Below are 18,019 nucleotides of genomic sequence, written 5' to 3' on the forward strand. Positions count from 1 at the left end.
CGGAGCGGTTCGCGGAGTCCGATCGCACCCGTTGAGGTGAATTCGACCGGATCGGCCCGAGGCCGAGGGAGGCCATCGGAGACACGGAGGTCGGAGAGGTGGCCGGGTCGCCCTTCGGAAAACCCGTGGGCCGGACCCCCGAAGTCGCCAGACCAGCGGAAACACGCTGGGGCTTGACAAGGGGTGGACGATAAAAAGTCGACGTGCACTCCACGAACCAGTGGAGAACGCGCCGAACCTACGCCCAGATTAAACGCTGTGAGGGGCCTGTGTCAAATCAGGGGTACGAAGACGAACTGCGGTCGGAGCGGAGCTACGTGGCGGGGCTCTACACCCGGCTCGACGCCGAGCGCGCACGGGTGAAGGGCGAGTACAAAGCGGCGTTGCGGGGGACCGGCGGGACGCCCATGGAACGGGACGACCAGGTGCGCGCCTCGGCCAAGGAGGTCCGGCGGCTCGACGTCGCGGACAACGGGCTGTGCTTCGGCCGCTTGGACACCCTGTCGGGCGACCACTCCTACATCGGTCGGATCGGGCTGTTCGACGAGGACGACGACTACGAACCCGTGCTGCTGGACTGGCGGGCCCCGGCGTCGCGCCCGTTCTACGTCGCCACCGCCGCGAGCCCGGAGAACATGCGCCGCCGCCGCCAGTTCCACACCCGGGGTCGTCAGGTGCTCGACTTCACCGACGAGGTGCTGGGCCGCCCGGACGGGGCCGAGCGGGGCGACGCCGCGCTGCTCGCGGCGGTCGACGCGCCGCGCGGCGAGGGCATGCGCGACATCGTGGCGACGATCCAGGCCGAGCAGGACGAGATCATCCGGCTCGACCACCCGGGCGTGGTGGTGATCGAGGGCGGCCCCGGCACCGGCAAGACGGTGGTCGCGCTGCACCGCGTCGCGTACCTGCTCTACACCCAGCGGGAGCGGATGGAGCGGCACGGCGTGCTCGTGGTCGGGCCCAACCCGGCCTTCCTGAACCACATCGGTCGCGTCCTGCCGTCGCTGGGGGAGTCCGACGTCGTGTTCATCACCGCCGGGGACTTCGTGCCCGGCCTGCGCGCCACCGCCGAGGACACGCCGGAGGCCGCGCGGCTCAAGGGCTCGCTGAAGATCCTCGACGTGCTCGCGGCGGCGGTCGCCGACCGGCAGCGGCTGCCCGAGGAGCCGCTGCCGGTCGACCTCGCGGACATCACGGTCCGGATCGACGCCGAGACCGCGGAGTGGGCCCGCGACGAGGCCCGCAAGAGCGGCCTCCCGCACAACGAGGCGCGCTCGGCGTTCACCGAGATCGTCACCTACGTGCTCACCGAACGGGCCATCGCCCGGATCGGCCGGGGGTGGCTGACCCGCTCGGACCGCACCGGGTGGGAGCGCCTGCGGGCCGAGCTGCTCAAGGAGCTCGCGGGCGACGACAGGTTCACCGCCGCGCTGGACGCGCTGTGGCCCGTGCTGACGCCGGAAGCGGTGCTGGGCGCGCTCTACGCGTCGCGCGAGCGGCTGCGGGCGGCCGGCGGCGACCCGGCGCTGTGGCGGGCCGACGGTGCCGCCTGGACCGTGGCGGACACGGCGCTGCTCGACGAGCTGGTGGACCTGCTGGGCCGCGACAAGACGCCCGACCGGGCCGCCGAGCGGGAGCGCAGGACCCAGGCCGCCTACGCCGCCGAGGTGCTGGACAGCCTCCACGCCCGCGAGGACTCGATGGACGACGACGACCACCTGTTCGCCACGGACCTGCTCTACGCCGAGGACCTGGCCGACCGCTTCGTCGAGCAGGACACGCGCACCCTGGTCGAACGCGCCGCCGCCGACCGGGACTGGACCTACCGGCACGTCGTGGTGGACGAGGCCCAGGAGCTGTCCGAGATGGACTGGCGGGTGCTGATGCGGCGCTGCCCGGGGCGCTCCTTCACGGTGGTCGGCGACCTCGCGCAACGCCGGTCGGAGGCCGGGGCGCGGTCGTGGGGCGGGATGCTGGAGCGGTACGTGCCGGGCCGCTGGGTCTACCGGTCGCTGACGGTGAACTACCGCACCCCGGCGGAGATCATGGCCGTCGCCGCCGCGCTGCTCGCCGAGTTCGCGCCGGGGGTCCAGCCGCCGGAGTCGGTCCGCGCGTGCGGCGTCCGGCCGTGGTCCCGGCGGGTCACCGGGGACGAGCTCCCCGCCGCCGTCGCGGAGTTCGTGCGGGACGAGGCCGGCCGGGAGGGCACGAGCGTCGTGATCGGGCCGCCCGGGGTGCCGGGCGCGGTGCCCGCGTCGGAGACCAAGGGCCTGGAGTACGACGCCGTGCTGGTCGTGGAGCCGGAGCGCATCCTCGCCGACGGCCCGCGCGGCGCGGCGGAGCTCTACGTCGCCCTCACCCGCGCCACCCAGCGCCTCGGCGTCCTGCACCGGGGGCCGCTGCCGTCGGCCCTGGCCGGACTGGTCGAGCTCGGCGCGCCCACCGGGGCCGGGCAGCGGTGAACCGGTGCGCGGCCGGTCCCGGACCGGGACCGGCCGCGCACCCGTGCGGTCAGCGCCGCCGGCGGCGCAGCAGGTAGGTGTCCATGATCCAGCCCTTGCGCGCGCGGGCCTCGTCGCGCAGGGGCGGGATGCCCGCCGCCACCTCGGCCAGCGGCCCGGCGACGGTGAGCTGGTCGGGCGTGCCGAGGTACGCGCCCCAGTAGATGTCCAGGTCGGGGTCGTCCAGCCGGGTGAACGCGCAGTGCGCGTCGAGCATCACCACCACGTCGTCCACGTCCGCCGGGACGCCGTCCGCCGCCAGCCTGCGCCCGGTCGTGATCAGCACCGACCCGCCGATCCGGTTCAGGCTGATCCGGTGCGCCGCCACCAGCGCCGACACGCTGCTGACCCCCGGCACGACGGTGTAGTCGAACTCGACCCGCCCGCGCCGGCGCACCTCCTCGACCACCGCGATCGTGTTGTCGTACAGCGTCGGGTCGCCCCAGCACAGCACCGCGCCGACCTGGCCGTCGCGGAGCTCGTCGCGGAACAGCCCCTCGTAGAGGTCGGCCCGCCGCAGGTGCCACTCGGCCACCGTCCCCTGGTAGTCCCGGGGCGTCCGGTCGCGGTCCGCGTCGTCCGCCCGGACCACCCGGTAGGCCGACCCGGCGGCGTGCCGCTCCAGGATCGCCCGCCGGGCGTCGACCAGGTCCTTCGTCGCGTCCCCCTTGTCCAGCAGGAAGAACACGTCGACCTCGCGCAGCCGGTCGACCGCCTGGACGGTGATGTGCTCGGGGTCCCCGGCACCGATGCCGATGAGGTGGATGGTCCGCATGGTCGCAGTCTCCCACGCACCCCCGGGGCCGCCGCCGTCCACTGTGGAGGTGGCGACGGGGATCACGCCGGCCCCGTCGCGACGATCACCTCCCCGGGGCCGGCGGTCAGCGCACGAGCGCCGGAGCGGTCTCGGGCGCGGTCGCGAGACGGGCGATGCCGTCGCGCAGCCGTTCGGCCAGCCGGTGCGCGAAACCCGCCCCGAACCGGTCCTCGTCGGCGGTGACGTCCAGGGTGATGCCCAGCGGGCCGTCGTTGACCACCTCCACCCGCACCGGCAGGCTGGTCTGGTCGCGGACGTCCTCGTCCGCCGTCACCAGACCCTCCTCCAGCAGGTCGTCGCGGGTGTGGAAGCGGACGTAGCTGAACGCCACCTCGAACGGCGGGCCGCCGAGCAGCGCGCGCACCTCGGCGTAGGGGAACCGGCGGTGCGGCAGGAGGTCGTTCTCCGCGGCCAGCGCCGCCCGCGCCAGGTCGAGCCACGTGCCCGCCGGTTCCAGCCGCACCGGCACGTGGTTGAGGAACAGCCCCAGCGTGCGGTCCGCGCCGGTGACCTCGGGCCGCCCGTTCACCGACATGCCCACGACCGGCGCGGGTCGCTCCCACAGCGCGGCCACCGCGGCGTAGTAGGCCGCGAACACCTGGCTCTTCACCGGGATGCCCCACGTGCCGGCGTGCGCGTCGAGCGCTTGCGCGTGCTCTGCCGCAACGGGCAGCGACGCCTTGCGGTAGTGGGGAACCCGGCGTTCGCCGTCGGGCACCACGCCGTCGGCGAACCGCCGGAAGTACTCGCGCGACCCGGCATCGGCGAGCGCCGCCCGCTCCAGCCGCACGTACTCCGCGTACGGCGCGGGCGGCTCGAACACCGCCGTGCCGCCGGCGAGCTCCGCCCGGTAGGACCGCAGGAGTTCCAGCGCCAGCACCGATTCGCTCCACCCGTCGAGCACCGCGTGGTGGAACGCGTAGGACAGCCGGAACCGGTCGTCGCCCAGTCGCGCGGCGTGCACCCGGATCAGCGGGGCCACCTCCGGGTCGAACGGCACGGCGAGGCCGCTCATGACCTCCTCGTGGCGGGCGGCCAGCGCGGCGGGGCCGAGCCCGGTGTGGTCGCCCACGACGAGCGGGATCGCCGGGTCCGGTTCCACGAGCTGCACGGGCTCGGCGAAGGTCGCCAGGTCGAACCGGGTGCGCAGCGCCGGGTGCCGCCGGGCGGTCTCGTCCAGGGCCCGCCGCAGCGCGTCCGCGCGCAGCGGGAGCGCCACCTCGCGCGAGACGACGTCGAGGTAGACCGGCTCGGCGCTGACCATGCTCTCGAAGACCATGCCGAGTTGCAGCCGGGTCGCGGGCATCGCCGCCACCACCCCGGCGGGCACCTTCGCCCGGTCGTCGGCGGGGAGCAGTGCGAAACCGTCCTCCTCGGCCGGTGCCGCCACCCGGTCGTCGAGCTCCAGGCCGGCGCACACCCCGCGCAGCGTCGGGTGGCGGAACAGGCTGACCAGCGGCACCGCCAGGCCCCGGTCCTCGGCCTCGCCGAGCACCCGGATCGCCAGCAGGGAATCGCCGCCCAGGGCGAAGAAGTCGGAGTCCGGCCCGACCTCGGCCACGCCCAGCACCTCGCACCACACGGCCGCCAGGACCGCTTCGGCCGGCGTCAGGTCGGCGCGGGCACCGGCCGGCGCGGGAGCGCCCAGCGCGTGCTCGGCGAGGGACCGCCGGTCGACCTTCCCGGACGAGGTCAGCGGAAGCGCGTCGTGCGCGACGACCCGGCCGGGTGCCATGTACTCCGGCAGGCTCGACCGGACGTGCGCCAGCAGGTCGTCCCGGGACACCTCGCCGACCACGTGCGCGACGAGCTGCCCGGCCGACAGCACGACGCACGCGGCGCGCACCGCCGGGTGGCCGAGCACGGCGTGCTCCACCTCGCCCGGCTCGACCCGGTGCCCGCGCACCTTGACCTGGTCGTCCAGCCGCCCGGTGAACTCGATCAGCCCGTCCGGCCGCAACCGGCCCTCGTCGCCCGTGGCGTAGAGGCGTGCCCCGGCGGTGAACGGGTCGGGCCGGAACCTCTCCGCGGTGCGGCCGGGCCGGTTGACGTACCCGCGGGCGACCGCGACACCGCCGAGGTGGATCTCGCCGCGCTCACCCGGCCGCACCGGCCGCAGGTCCGGTCCGAGCAGGTGCAGCGCCGCGCCGCCGATCGCCGTGCCCAGCGGCAGCGCCGCCGCGTCGGCCGGCACGTCGCGCATCGGGTGGAAGCTGACCAGCGTGGTCGCCTCGGTCGGCCCGTACACGTTGTGGAAGAGGAATTCCACGCCCAGCGCGGTCTTGTGCTCGACGTAGCGGCGGGCGTGCGCGGCGGACATCGCGTCGCCGCCCACCACGAGCTGCCGCACGCCGTCGAGCGCGCCGAGGTGCCGGTCCACCATGACGTGGAACAGCGCCGGGGTGAGCAGCAGCGTGGTGACGCCCCGCTCGACCAGGCAGCGCGGCAGCTCCTCCAGCGCCTGGTACGACGGCGCGGCGAGCACCAGCCGGCCGCCGTTGGCCAGCGCGCCCCAGATCTCGAACGCCGAGGCGTCGAACGCGATCGGCGCGAGCTGGAGCACCACCTCGTCGGGCCCGAAGCGGACGTACTCCTGGTCCGCCGCCACGAGGTTGGTCGCGCCGCCGTGGGTGACCCCGACGCCCTTGGGCCGGCCGGTGCTGCCGGAGGTGAAGATCACGTACGCCAGGTCGGCCGGTGCGGCGGACGGCAGCGGGACCGCCGGCGCGGCCGGGCGCGGCTCGTCCAGCCGCAGCACCGGGACGCCGGCCCACCCGGTGCGCGAGAGCACCAGGCGCGCGGCGGACTCGGCGACCACGTGCCGCAGCCGCTCGTCCGGGTGGTCCACCGGCAGCGGCAGGTAGGCCGCGCCCGCCTTGAGCACGGCGAGCATGGCCACGACCGCCTCGGCGGACCGGTCCAGGTGCAACCCCACCACGTCGCCCCGGGCGACCCCGGCGGCGAGCAGTTCCCGGGCCAGCCCGTCGGACCGCTCCCGCACCTCGCGGTAGGTGAGCTCGTCGTCGGCGCTGATCGCGATCCGGTCCGGCGCGGCGGTGGCCGCCGCGTCGAACCTGGTGTGCAGAGCTCGGAATTCGGTCATGATCCCCCCTCGCCCGCCGGGGTGAACCGCACGGGCAGGCTGTGCAGGCCGGACAGGAACGTCGAGTAGATCGGCTTCGGCTCGCCGGTCACGGTGATCTCCGCGACCAGGTCGGCCAGCGCGTCCAGCAGCGCCACGAGTTCGATGCGGGCCAGTGCCGCGCCGAGGCAGAAGTGCGGCCCGTAGGCGAAGGACAGGTGCCGGTTGGGCGTGCGGTCCGGGTCGAGCCGGTGCGGGTCGGCGAACTCGGTCCCGTCGAAGTTCGCCGAGTTGTTCCACACGGTCACGACGTCGCCCGCGCGGACCGGCGCGTCGCCCAGGACGGTGTCGGTCACGGCGACGCGCCCGGCGTGCAGCGCGGGCGTGGTCCAGCGCAGCAGCTCTTCCACGAACACGGCCCGGTCGAGGTCGCCGGCGCGCAGCCGGGCCCAGAGGTCGGGGTGCTCGGCGAGCGCCCGCACCGTGCCGATCAACGCCAGCCGGGTCGTCTCGTCGCCGCCGAGCAGCAGGCTGTAGCAGTTGAACACCAGCTCGTCGTCGGTCAGCGCGAGCGGACCTCGGGTCATCCCGACGAGTCGGCCGACCAGGTCGTCGCCCGCCGGCGCGGCGGCCCGCCGCTTGCGCAGCTTGGTGAAGTAGAACAGCAGGCCGTTGCGGGCGAGGGTGGCCTCCAGCTCGTCGGCGTGCTGCTCCTGGGACGCCAACGCGGTGCTGGCGTTGGCGAACAGCTCGTCGCGGTCGGCGACCGGGATGTCGAGCAGGTCGCAGATCGCGGTCAGCGGGATGTGCGGCGCGACGTCCACCGCGAAGTCGCAGCCGCCGGACCCGACCGCCCGCGCGACCAGGCCGCGCATGGCCTCCCGCACGCGGGTGCGCAGCGAGGCGAGGTTGGCGGGGCTGAAGGACTTCAGCAGCTCGCGGCGGATCTGCCGGTGCCGGGTGCCGTCGGAGACCGCGAGCATCCGGCCGCCCGCCGAGTCGCCGCCGTGCAGCAGGGTGGCCAGCACGTTGCCGCGCTCGGAGGTGAACCGGGCGCTGTCCCGGTAGACCTCGGTGGCCAGGCCGTGCGGGCTCACCACCCAGAACCCGGGCCGGCCGCCGACCGGTGGGTGCCAGGCCACGGGCCGCTCCGCGCGCTGGCGCGCCCAGAAGTCCGCCAGGTCCGGCCGCAGGTGCGTGGCCGGGTCGGTCAAGTCCACCTCGGACAGCGTCGCGACCCTCGTCGGGCTCACAGTTCCCCCAGTTCGTGCCCGGTCAGGACGCGCTCGCAGCCGTCGAGGCGCACCCGGAACCGGAGGGTCGCGCTGATCCGGTCGGCCAGCGCGGCGTAGGTGGCGTGGTCGGCGACGACGCCGAGCGTGCCGTCGAGCTCGGCGGTGTGCGTGCCGCCGGGCGCGGTCGCGCCCGGCCGGGCCAGCGGCCGGTACGACGACACCCCGGGCAGCGCCCGCAGCTCCTCGACCCCGTCGATCGCGACCAGCTCGGCGGGCACTCGCGGCCACACGTGCCGCTGGTGGAACCACACCCGCCCGCGCGGCGCGCGCGGCACGTCCACCGGCTGCCCCAACGCGATCCGCCCGGCCACCTCGACCAGCGACCGGCCGGTGACGAACCCGGTCAGCTCGTCGAGGTCCCCGCCCAGCCGGCCGTTGACCTCGATCACCCGGGGCCCGTCCGGGGTCAGCTTGACCTCGGTGTGGGTCAGCCCGCCGGTCACCCCGCACGCGCCGACCGCGCGGGCCGCCAGCGCGGTCACCTCGGCCTGCTCGTCGTCGGACAGCGCCGGCGGCCAGAAGTTGCCGCGCTCCCGGAACGGTGGCAGCAGCGGCAGCTTCCCGGTCACCGCGATGTGCTCGACCCGGCCGGCCACCACCGCGCTCTCCACCGACACGTAGTCGCCGAACGGGGCGGTGTCGCGCCCCCTCAGGTACTCCTCCAGCACGAGCGCGCCACCCGGCTCGAACCCCGGGCTCCCGCCGGCCAGCAGCGCGGCGGCGATCCGCCCGCCGGTGTCGGCGTCCCGCACCAGGTGGGTGTCGATGCTGCCGCCGCCGTGCGCCGGTTTGAGCACGGCAGGCAACCCGACCTCGGCGACGGCGTCCGCCCAGTCCCCGGCGCGGGCGACGCGGCGCACCCGGGGCACCGGCACCCCGCCGGCGGCGAGCGCCCGGCGCTGCGCCCACTTGTCGGTCAACGCCCGCGTGGTGGCCGCGTCGTGGAACGGCAGACCCAGCCGCAACGCCAGGTCGGCGGCCGGCCGCAGCCCGCGTTCGCTGTAGGTCACGATCCCGGCCGGGCGGTGCCCCGCCAGGGTTTCCGGGGTCGCGACCTCCCCGAACCGGGCCATCAACGGCCGCATCGACCGGGCGTGCGCGCTGCCGGTGGGCACGAACACCAGCGGGGCCACGTCCAGCAGACCCGCGCCGATCTCGCCGACCGACGCCGCACCCTGGTCGTAGACCACCACGAGCGGCCTCACCGGGCACATCCCGTGCGCACCACGGCCCCGAACGCCGCCGGGTCGTCGCGGTAGTAGAAGTGGTCACCGGGCAGCACTGCGGTGGCGAACGGGCCCGTGGTCAGCTCGCCCCACGCCGTGAGGTGCTCCTCCCCGACCCACGGGTCCGCGTCGCCGCCGACGGCCAGCAGCGGCGCGCGCACCGGCCCGGTGGACCGCGCGTGGCGGGCCAGCACGAGGTAGTCGGCGCGCAGCACCGGGACCACCATGTCCACGGTCTCCGGGCTGGACACCACCTCCGGCAGGTCGAACCCGTTGCCCGCCAGCTCGCCGAGCCACGCGTCCCGGTCCATCGCCAGCACCTCCGCTTCCCGCAGCAGGGTCAGGTGCGGCGGCCGGGCGGCGGACACCACCAGGTGCGCCACCTCCCGGCCGCGCTCCTCCAGGACCCGGGCGACCTCGTGGCAGAGCACGCCGCCCACGCTGTGCCCGACGAGCACCAGCGGCCCGGCGGTGTGCCGCACCAGGTCCCCGGCCACCTCCTCGGCCAGCCCGACCAGGCTGGTCGCGTGCGGCTCGGCGGCGCGCGGCCCCCGGCCCGGGTACTGCACGACGACCGCCGCGTCCGCCACGTGCGGCAGCCAGTCCGCCACCGAGTACGCGCTGCCCCCGCCGAACGGCGCGAGCACCACTCGCGGGGTGCCCCCGCCGAACTGCCACAGCGAGGGGGCGAGCCGACGCCGGATCACCCCGACCGCCGCGCGGACAACGGCCGCAGGTCGGTCCACCGGCGCTCGACCTCCGCCAGGCAGTCCTCCTCCGACCCGCTGAACCCGACCTCGTGCCAGCCCTCCGGCAGCGTCCGGCCGCGCGGCCAGATCGAGTGCTGGTCCTCGTCGTTGCGCACCACGTGGTAGGTCATGCCCCCGCCTTCCGCACCGTGATCACCCGGTCCGCGACGGCGGCCAGGTCTTCGTTGTGCGACACCACGACCCACAGCCCCGGCCAGCGCACGGGCAGCGTCCGCCACAGCGCCCGCGCGGTCGCCGCGTCCAGCGACGAGTCGCAGTCGTCCACCACGTACACCTCCGCCGGCCGGCACAGCATCCGCGCCAGCGCGAGCCGCTGCCGCTGCCCGCCGGAGAGCTGCTGGGCACCGCCCGCGCCGACTGGGGTGTCCAGGCCGTCGGGCAGTTCCGGCGAGCCGGGGGCCAGGTCGACGGCGGCCAGCGCGCGGGCCATCACCGCCTCGTCCACCGCCGGGTCACCCAGCACCAGGTTGTCCCGCACCGTGCCGTCGACGAACCCCGCGCCCTGGCGGGCGAACCCGACCCGGGGCGAGCGCCACCAGTCGGCGTCGCCGAGCACCTCGCGGCCGTTCCACCGGACGCTGCCGGCCACCGCCGGGTCCAACCCGATCAGCCCGCGCAGCAGCGTGCTCTTGCCGGTGCCGATCGGCCCGGTCAGCAGGACCACGTCGCCGGGCCGGCCGGTGAACGCCACCGGTTCGCTGCCGGGCCCGTCGCCGCCGCGCCGCGCCAGCCCGGTCACGGTCAGCTCGGTGAGCGGCGGACCGGCGGGGACCGGCCGGTCGGCGCGGAAACCCCGCCACAGCTCGCCGATCCGCTCGTGCGACACCTTGGCGTTCTGGTGCCGGGCCACCGCGCGGCCGAAGAAGAAGATCTGCTCGCTGAGCCAGCCGACGTAGGTCAGGAACAGCGCCAGGTCGCCGATGGTGAACCCGCCGCCCACCAGCCGGGTGCTCACCACGACCAGCACGATCGCGGTCCCGAACATCACGATGTTGCGGAACAGCCCGGACAGCAGGTCGGTGTACATCTGGTGCCGGGCCTGCACGCCGCGCCGCAGGCCGAACGAGTGCGACAGCTCCTCGACGTGCCAGTCGACCCGACCGCCCAGCCGCAGGTCGCGGATGCCGGTGAGCACGTCGGTGATCCGCCCGGCGATGTGGCCCTGCCGCGCGCGGGTGTCGTCGGCCAGCGCGCCGACGCGGCGCTTGAGCAGGCCGGCCACCGCGAGCCCGCCGACCATCGGCGCGAGCGCCAGCGTGGTCACCCAGTCCGTGCGCAGCAGCACGACCAGCGCGATCACCAGCAGCACCGTGCGGTAGACGAAGTCCGCGCTCCAGCCCAGGAACTCGGCCACCTCGTCGCTGTCGTCGCGGACGCGGTTGAGCACGTCACCGCCGGACAGGCGCGGGCCGCGCGCGCTGGACCGCCCGGTCGTCGCCGCGACGGCGCGCTCCTTGAGCCGCGCGCTGACCCGGAAGATCAGCGTGAAGTCCAGCGCCAGTCCGGGCAGCAGCACGAGCGCCCGCGCGGCCATCGCGCCCACCGCCAGCGCGAGCAGCCCCCACGTGCCGGCGTCGGTCGGCGCGGCCACCGCCCGGTCCAGCAGCGCGCCGATCGCGTAGCCGACCACCAGCGGCAGGCCGTGGACCACCGTCCAGACCAGCAGCGTGCACACGTACAGCGGCGCGAACGCCACCCCGAGCCGGGCCAGCGCCCGGACGAAACCCCCGCGGTCGGCCTGCTCGGGCGCGGCGGGGGGCGGTGCGGTCGAGGCGGTCATCGGGACAGCTCCTCGGGCTTCTCGGCGAGCGCGGTGATGTCCGCGCCGCGCAGGACGTCGTCCACCCGGCCGTCCACCACCACCGCGACCGCGTCCATCGCGGACAGCGTCGCGGCCCGGTGGGCGACCATCACCACCGTGCGGTCCTCGGCCAGCCGGCCCAGCAGGGCGGTCCAGCCGCGCTCGGTCTCCGGGTCGAGGCGGGAGGTGCCCTCGTCCACGATCAGCAGGTCGCTGTGCCGCAGCATCACCCGCGCCCCGGCGAGCACCTGCGCCTCGCCCTCGGACAGCGCGCGACCGCCCGTGCCGACCACGGTGTCCAGGCCGTCGGGCAGGTCCCGGACCCAGCCCGCGCCCAGCTCGTCGAGCACCCGGTGCACCTCGGCGTCCGGCACGGTGTCGTCGAAGAACGTGACGTTCTCCCGCACGGTCGCGGCGAACAGGTGCGCGCGCTGGCTGAGCACCGACACCCGCGCGGCGAACGAGACCGGGTCCACGTCGGCCGCGTCCACCCCGCCGATCAGCACCCGGCCCTGGTCCGGCCGGGCCAGGCCGCACAGCAGGTTCAGCACCGTGCTCTTGCCCGCCCCGGTCCGCCCCACCACGCCGAGCGCGGACCCGGCGGGCACCACGAGGTCGACCCCGTGCAGCACCCGCGCGTCCGAGCCGGGGTAGGCGAAGCCGACGTCGGCGAACCGGACGTCGAGCGGCCCGGCGGGCAGCGGCCGGCGCGCGCCCTCCGGTTCGGCACCGCCGGTCAGCGACCGCGCGGCCAGGTTGAGCGCCGCCAGCAGTCGCTGCACCAGGTCGACCTGCGACGACATGTCCTCCAGCGGCTCGCGCAGCCGGTCCACGTACAGGTAGATCATGGTCAGCGTGCCGATGGTGATGCCGCCCTGGCCGAGGAGCTGGAGACCCACCCCGAACCCGATGCCGAAGCTCAGCGCGAAGAAGAGCTGGGTCAGCGGCCAGAACGCGCGCCCGCCCACGTAGGCCCGGCGCTCGGCGGTGAGCAGCTCGCGCAGGTCGCCGTGCAGCCGGCGGGCCGGCCACCCGGACGCGCCCAGCGGCAGCAGGTCGTCCCGCGCGGCCACCGCGTCGCCGACGAACCCGAAGATCCGCGCCTTGCGCTCGCGGGCCCGCTCCCACCGCTCCACGGCCAGGTTGGTCAGCTTCACCAGCGCGAACGCGACCACCACGACGAGCAGGGTGATGCCCAGACCGGCCTGGGGCACGACGGTGAACATGATCACGAGCGTGCCGACGGCCAGCGCGATGTTGCCGACCACCCGGAACCCGGCCTCGGCGATGGCCTCGCCGATGATGTCGGCGTTGCCCTCCACCTCCTCCAGGGTCTCGCCCTGCGGCCGGCTCTCCACGGCCAGCACCGGCCGGCGGGTCACCACGTGCCGGAACACCCGGGAGCGGATCGCGTCCGCGATGCCCCAGCCGGCGTTCGTGCTCAGGTAGCTGGTCAGCAGCCCGGCCAGGACGCCGACGGCGGCGACCCCGAAGTAGCCCAGCGCGTAGCCCACCAGCGCGCCGGTCGTGGTCGCCCCCGTGGCGTCGTCCACGTAGGCGCGCACCAGCAGCGGGCCCGCGAGGTCGCACGCGAGGCTCACCGCGAGAGCGGCGAACGCGCCCCAGATCCCGCCGCGCACGTGCCGCGCGCCCTCGCCGAGCACGCCCCGGCCGGTCACCGTGGAAGTCATGCGTTTCCTGCCTTCGCCGTGTCGGTCCCGGTCTGCTCCGGGTCGAGCTCGTCGATGATGGCGGCCACCAGGGCGTCGATCCGCGCGCGGGGCAGCACGTCCCCGGCGCACTGCACGCGCACCTCCAGCGCGCCGCCGTGCACGCTGGAGTTCACCGCCACCAGGTGCGGCAGCGGGGCGTCGGCGGGCTTCCACCGGCCCGTTCCCCCGGTGCCCACGGCGGTGACGGCCGACCCGGTGTCCAAAAAGGACATCTCGCCGTGGTGGTCGAACCGCAGCACCGGGTTCGGCACCCCGCCCAGGGCGCTGCGGGTCTCCGCACCGCCGAGCGCGCGCAACGCCTCGAAGCCGAACCCCCGGCCGGGCACGGCGCGCAGCAGCGCCTCGGTCTCGGCGGCGTGCTCGGCGAACCCGCGACCGCGCGAGTGGCGCAGCACGAACGGGAACGAGGTGGTGAACCAGCCGACCGTGCGGCTGACGTCCAGCTCGTCGAAGAGGTCCTCCCGGCCGTGCCCGCCCAGTTCGACCAGCAGGTCCCGGTCGTCGGGGGACCACCGCTCGGCCGCTCGGCCCAGGTGGGTGAGCAGCCGGGCGGCGGCGGCCGGGGCGCGCAGGAACCCGGCCGTCCACTCCGGGGTGAACCGGTGGGTCACCTCGACCACCGCGTCGTCCCGGCCGGTGCGGTCGTCCGCGACCAGTTGGCGCGCGGTCGAGTGGTCGAACGCCAGCCACGCCGCCTGGTCCAGCCGCTCCGGGTGGTCCCGCACCAGCCGGTGCAGGGCCCGTGACCACGCCAGGTACGACGACGTGGGCGGGGCGGGCTCGGCACCGGCGAGCAGCGCGGACAGGTCGTCGGTGAGCACGTCCCACGACGGCGCGTCGACCACCAGGTGGTGGACGACGAACAGCAGCTCGTCACCGGTCGGCGCGTGGTGCAGGTGCAGCCGGGCGACCGGGCCGCGCGCGAGGTCCAGCCCCCGGTGGCCCTCGTCGGCGTGCGCCTCCACGCTGCCGAGGTACTCGTGCACCGGCAGGCGCGGATCGCGGGGGAGCGCCTGCCGCCGGCCCGGGAACACCGCGCCCAGCACCGGGTGGCGGTCGAGCAGCGCGCGCGCCACCCGCTCGGCGTCGGCGCGCGACAGCGGACGGGCCAGGGCGTACCGCACGCCGTGGTTCCAGTGGTCCGGCTCGGCCAGGTCGCGGTCGAAGAACGACACCTGCGCCGGGGTGAGCGGCGCGCGGTCGGCCAGCCGTTCCCCCGGCAGGGCCGCGATCGCGTCGCGCCACGCGTGCAGCACGGCGGCGACCTGCGCCGGGTCGTGCCGGCCGGGCACGTGCTCGACGGTGATCACCAGCCGGTCGTCCGCCACGCCGGCGTCGACCTCCCACTCGACGGTCCGGTGCCCGGCGTCGGCGCGGCGTCGCCCGAGGTCGGCTCCCAGCGTGAACAGGGCGTCGCCGGAGGCCGCGCCGTCGACCCGGCCCAGGTAGTTGAACCCGAGGTCGGCGGTCACCGGCCGGCCGGTCCGCAGGTGCGCGGCGATGTGCGGGCGGGCGTCGGCGAGGAGGTCGGCGACCTCGTCGGTGGTCACGTCGGCGCGCACCGGCAGGGCCACCGGGCCGAACACGGTGAACCACCCCACGGTGCGCTGGACGTCCAGCACGCCGTCCGCCTCGTCGCGGCCGTGGCCCTCCACCTCCACCACGACGTGACCCGGCCCGTCCAGCACCCGCCCGAGTGCGGCGAGCAGCACGGCGGGCGTGGTCTGCCGCAGCACCCGGCGGGACAGCTCGGCGGTCAGCACCACCTCGGCGACCGCCCGGCGGCCGTAGTGGTTGGGCACCGACTCGTCCACGGCGATCGGCCGCGACCCCGCCGGCAGCTCCGGCGGCACCGGCGTCGGCAGCCCGGCCGACGCCCGCGCCCACCGCACGAAGGGCTCGGTGCGGTCCGGGAAGGCGGGCGGCACGCCCCGCAGCGCCGCCCGGTAGGCGATTTCCAGGTCCTCGACCAGGATCAGCCACGACACCTGGTCGACCACCAGGTGGTGCGCGGTGACCAGCAGCCGGTCGGTGCCGACGAGCACCGCCCGGATCAGCGGGCCGGTCACCAGCGACAGCGCGGCGTGCGCCCGGTCGATCGTGGTCAGGTCGTCGGGTGCGGCCCGCCACAGCAGGTCGTCGGGCACCGGTCCGACGACCTGGCGGCCGTCCCGGAACCGCACGCGCAGTTGCTCGTGGCGGTGCACCACGGCCCGCAGCGCCCGCCGCGCGGCGTCGAAGTCCAGCGGCTCGGCGGACACCAGCACGTGCGACTGGTTCCAGTGGTGCGGATCGGTGAAGTCCTGCGCGAAGAACCAGCGCTGCACGGGGGTGAGCGGCGCGTCGCCGCCCTCCGGCTCGGGTTCGGCCTCGGCGGTCCGCTCGGACACCACGCGGGCCAGCGCGGCGACCGTGGGGTGCTCCAGCAGGTGCCGGGGCCGCACCCCGATCCCGCGCCGGTTGGCCTGGTGGCTGATCCGGATGCCGACGATCGAATCCCCGCCCAGGGCGAAGAAGTCGTCGTGGACCCCGACCCGGTCGACCCGCAGGTGTTCCGCCCACACCTCGCACAACGCCCGCTCCACGTCCGTGCGCGGCGGTGTGTGCTCGCGCGGCCGGGCGGCCGGGGTGGTGCGCAGCGCCTTGCGGTCGACCTTGCCGTTGGGCGTGACGGGCAACGCGTCCAGCACGTGGATCTCCGACGGCACCATCCACCCCGGCAGCCGGGCGGCCAGGTGCGCGGTCAGCGCGTCGACGTCGAGCACGTGGTCCGGCGCGGGCACGGCGAACCCCGCCAACCGCTCCACACCGCCGTCGCGCACCAGTTCCACCGCGCACCTGGCCACGTCCGGCCGAGCCGCCAGGACCGACTCGATCTCGCCGAGCTCGACCCGGCGACCCCGGACCTTGACCTGGTCGTCCGCCCGGCCCAGCACCTCCAGCACGCCGTCCGGCCGCCACCGGCCGCGATCACCGGTCCGGTACATCCGGGTGCCGGGCACCGCCCGGAACGGGTCGGGCACGAACGCCGCCGCGGTCAGCCCCGGCCGGCGCAGGTAGCCGCGCCCCACGTTCGGGCCGCCCGCGTAGATCTCGCCGACCACCAGCGGCGGCAGCGGCTGCATGTCCCGGTCCAGCACGTACACCGCGGCGTTCGGCAGCGGCGTGCCGACCGGGGCGAACGTGCCCGCGTCCGCGCCGGTCACCACGCCCTGGGTGATGTCGTCGGTGCACTCGGCCGGGCCGTAGGCGTTGTACAGCGGCACGGACGGCAGCAGCGCGCACCACCGCCGCGCCAGCTCGGCCGGCAGCACCTCGCCGGTCGAGATCATCGCCCGCAGCGCCGTCCGCACCCCGTCGGCCAGCTCCGGGTCGTCGGCCAGGATCTCCACCAGCACCGAGATCAGCGACGGCACCAGCTCGACCACCTCGAAGCCCCGCTCGGCGATCAGCCGGGCCAGCGCGGCCGGGTCGGCCGCCACGTCCGCGCCCACCACGTAGGTGCACGCGCCCGCGGTGAGGGCGGTGAACATCTGCCACACCGAGATGTCGAACGTGACCGGCGCGGTCTGCGGCAGCTCGACACCGGGCCGCAGCCCGCAGTCCCCGACCCGGAACGCCATGAGGTTGAGCAGGTTGCGGTGCTCGATGCACGCGCCCTTCGGCCGGCCGGTCGAGCCCGACGTGAAGATCACGTACGCCAGGTCGCCCGGCTCCGCCTCCGGCCCGAGCAGGCGTTCCGCCTCGGCCCGGCTCACCGGGGCCCCCACAGGATCGAGCCCGGTGGGGTCCAGCCCGGTGGGGTCCAGCCCGGTGGGGTCCAGCGCGGCCAGGTCGATCACCGCGATGTCGGCGGCGGCGTCGTCGATGTCGGCGGCGAGCGGGCCGGCGGTGAGCACGGCCCGCGCCTCGGCCAGCATCCCGGCGGTGCGGGCGGCGGGCAGCTCCGGGTCGAGCGGCAGGTAGGCCGCGCCGGTGGCGAGGACCGCCGCGCCGGCGGCGACGTACCACGCGTCCCGGGGCGCGTGCAGCGCCACCAGGTCACCCGGTCCGACGCCGGCCGCGCGCAGCCGGCCGCCGACCGCGACGACGTACCGGACCAGTTCGCCGTAGCCGATCGCGGTGTCGGCGTCCCGGATGGCCACGGCGTCGGGCCGCAGGCGGGCCTGGGTGAGCAGCAGGTCCCGGAACGAGCGGCCGACGGCCGGCGGGCGGTGGTCGTTGAACTCCACCAGCACCCGCCGGCGGGTGGCGTCGTCCACGGCGGCCAGGTCCGCCGGGGAGACGCCGGGGTCGCGCAGGCCGCCGTCGAGCACCGCCACCACCCCGTCCAGCACGGCGTGCGCGACGGGCTCGGGCGCGGTGGTCGTGGCGGTCAGCCGGCCGGCCGCCAGGGTGAGGTCGACCGGCGGGTCGACGGGATCGGCCGCCGGGCCCCGGGCCAGCGCCTCGGCGAGCGCCGCGCGCACCGCGCCCAGCCACTCGCGGAAGGTGCCGCCGGCGGGCAGGTCGAGCAGCACCGGCACGTCGCCGTGCCGCAGCAGGACCCGGTCGCCCGCGCCGAACCGGGACAGCACCAGCGCCGTCGCGGCGGACACGGCCGTCCAGGTCAGCGCCGGGTCCTCGCCGGTGATCGCGGACAGCCGCCGCGCGGTCGCGGCGGGCAGCGCCCGGTCGTGCGGGCGAGGCCGGCCGGGGTGCGCGCCCAGGGCGTCGGCCGTCGCCGCCACGGCGGCCAGGGCGTCCTCCCGGCGGGCGAGCCAGTACTCGCGGTCGAGCAGGGTGGTCACGTCG

At 75.8% G+C, this 18,019-nt stretch carries 10 protein-coding genes; 1 reads left to right on the top strand and 9 read right to left on the bottom strand.

All coding sequences use genetic code 11. The features are described from left to right. The first annotated feature begins 269 nt into the window (after positions 1 to 269). Positions 270 to 2,462 carry an RNA polymerase recycling motor ATPase HelR gene (gene helR, locus AB0G01_RS23970; RefSeq protein ID WP_360949066.1) on the top strand — a complete coding sequence of 731 codons (2,193 nt, stop codon included), beginning with the start codon at positions 270 to 272 and terminating at the stop codon, positions 2,460 to 2,462. A 49-nt stretch (positions 2,463 to 2,511) separates the two neighbouring features. On the opposite strand, the gene cobF is transcribed toward helR, so the two are convergent. From cobF to AB0G01_RS24015, 9 genes are all read right to left on the bottom strand, one after another. Then, complete coding sequence (gene cobF / locus AB0G01_RS23975; protein ID WP_360949068.1) at positions 2,512 to 3,276, bottom strand: precorrin-6A synthase (deacetylating); 765 nt, start codon at positions 3,274 to 3,276, stop codon at positions 2,512 to 2,514. 106 nt (positions 3,277 to 3,382) lie between these two features. Next, the gene (locus AB0G01_RS23980) at positions 3,383 to 6,421 is read right to left on the bottom strand and encodes an amino acid adenylation domain-containing protein (RefSeq protein ID WP_360949070.1); all 3,039 of its coding nucleotides are present in this window, start codon (positions 6,419 to 6,421) and stop codon (positions 3,383 to 3,385) included. After that, entirely contained in the window at positions 6,418 to 7,653 is a 1,236-nt protein-coding gene (locus AB0G01_RS23985; RefSeq protein WP_360949072.1) for a cytochrome P450, read from the bottom strand. Before AB0G01_RS23985 ends, AB0G01_RS23980 begins: the two co-directional genes overlap by 4 nt. Continuing rightward, positions 7,650 to 8,900 (bottom strand): hypothetical protein, encoded by a 1,251-nt coding sequence (locus tag AB0G01_RS23990; RefSeq protein ID WP_360949074.1) that lies wholly within the window; start codon positions 8,898 to 8,900, stop codon positions 7,650 to 7,652. Before AB0G01_RS23990 ends, AB0G01_RS23985 begins: the two co-directional genes overlap by 4 nt. Continuing rightward, entirely contained in the window at positions 8,897 to 9,667 is a 771-nt protein-coding gene (locus tag AB0G01_RS23995) for an alpha/beta fold hydrolase (protein ID WP_360949076.1), read from the bottom strand. Before AB0G01_RS23995 ends, AB0G01_RS23990 begins: the two co-directional genes overlap by 4 nt. Then, complete coding sequence (locus AB0G01_RS24000; protein WP_360949078.1) at positions 9,625 to 9,801, bottom strand: MbtH family NRPS accessory protein; 177 nt, start codon at positions 9,799 to 9,801, stop codon at positions 9,625 to 9,627. The genes AB0G01_RS23995 and AB0G01_RS24000 overlap by 43 nt, the downstream gene beginning before the upstream one ends. Next, positions 9,798 to 11,471, bottom strand: a complete 1,674-nt coding sequence (locus AB0G01_RS24005; RefSeq protein WP_360949080.1) for an ABC transporter ATP-binding protein — start codon at positions 11,469 to 11,471, stop codon at positions 9,798 to 9,800. The genes AB0G01_RS24000 and AB0G01_RS24005 overlap by 4 nt, the downstream gene beginning before the upstream one ends. Beyond that, on the bottom strand, positions 11,468 to 13,183 hold the full coding sequence (locus tag AB0G01_RS24010) for an ABC transporter ATP-binding protein (protein ID WP_360949082.1): 1,716 nt from the start codon (positions 13,181 to 13,183) through the stop codon (positions 11,468 to 11,470). Before AB0G01_RS24010 ends, AB0G01_RS24005 begins: the two co-directional genes overlap by 4 nt. Beyond that, entirely contained in the window at positions 13,180 to 18,015 is a 4,836-nt protein-coding gene (locus AB0G01_RS24015) for an amino acid adenylation domain-containing protein (protein ID WP_360949084.1), read from the bottom strand. Before AB0G01_RS24015 ends, AB0G01_RS24010 begins: the two co-directional genes overlap by 4 nt. Positions 18,016 to 18,019 lie beyond the last annotated feature (4 nt).

Origin of the sequence: Actinosynnema sp. NPDC023587, from assembly GCF_040640215.1 — a bacterium.
GTDB lineage: Bacteria > Actinomycetota > Actinomycetes > Mycobacteriales > Pseudonocardiaceae > Actinosynnema.

Coding starts and splice junctions, on each gene's coding strand:
- cobF (WP_360949068.1), bottom strand. CDS start 3,276: ATGCGGACCATCCACCTCATCGGCATCGGTGCCGGGGACCCCGAGCAC.
- AB0G01_RS23980 (WP_360949070.1), bottom strand. CDS start 6,421: ATGACCGAATTCCGAGCTCTGCACACCAGGTTCGACGCGGCGGCCACC.
- AB0G01_RS24000 (WP_360949078.1), bottom strand. CDS start 9,801: ATGACCTACCACGTGGTGCGCAACGACGAGGACCAGCACTCGATCTGG.
- AB0G01_RS24010 (WP_360949082.1), bottom strand. CDS start 13,183: ATGACTTCCACGGTGACCGGCCGGGGCGTGCTCGGCGAGGGCGCGCGG.
- AB0G01_RS24005 (WP_360949080.1), bottom strand. CDS start 11,471: ATGACCGCCTCGACCGCACCGCCCCCCGCCGCGCCCGAGCAGGCCGAC.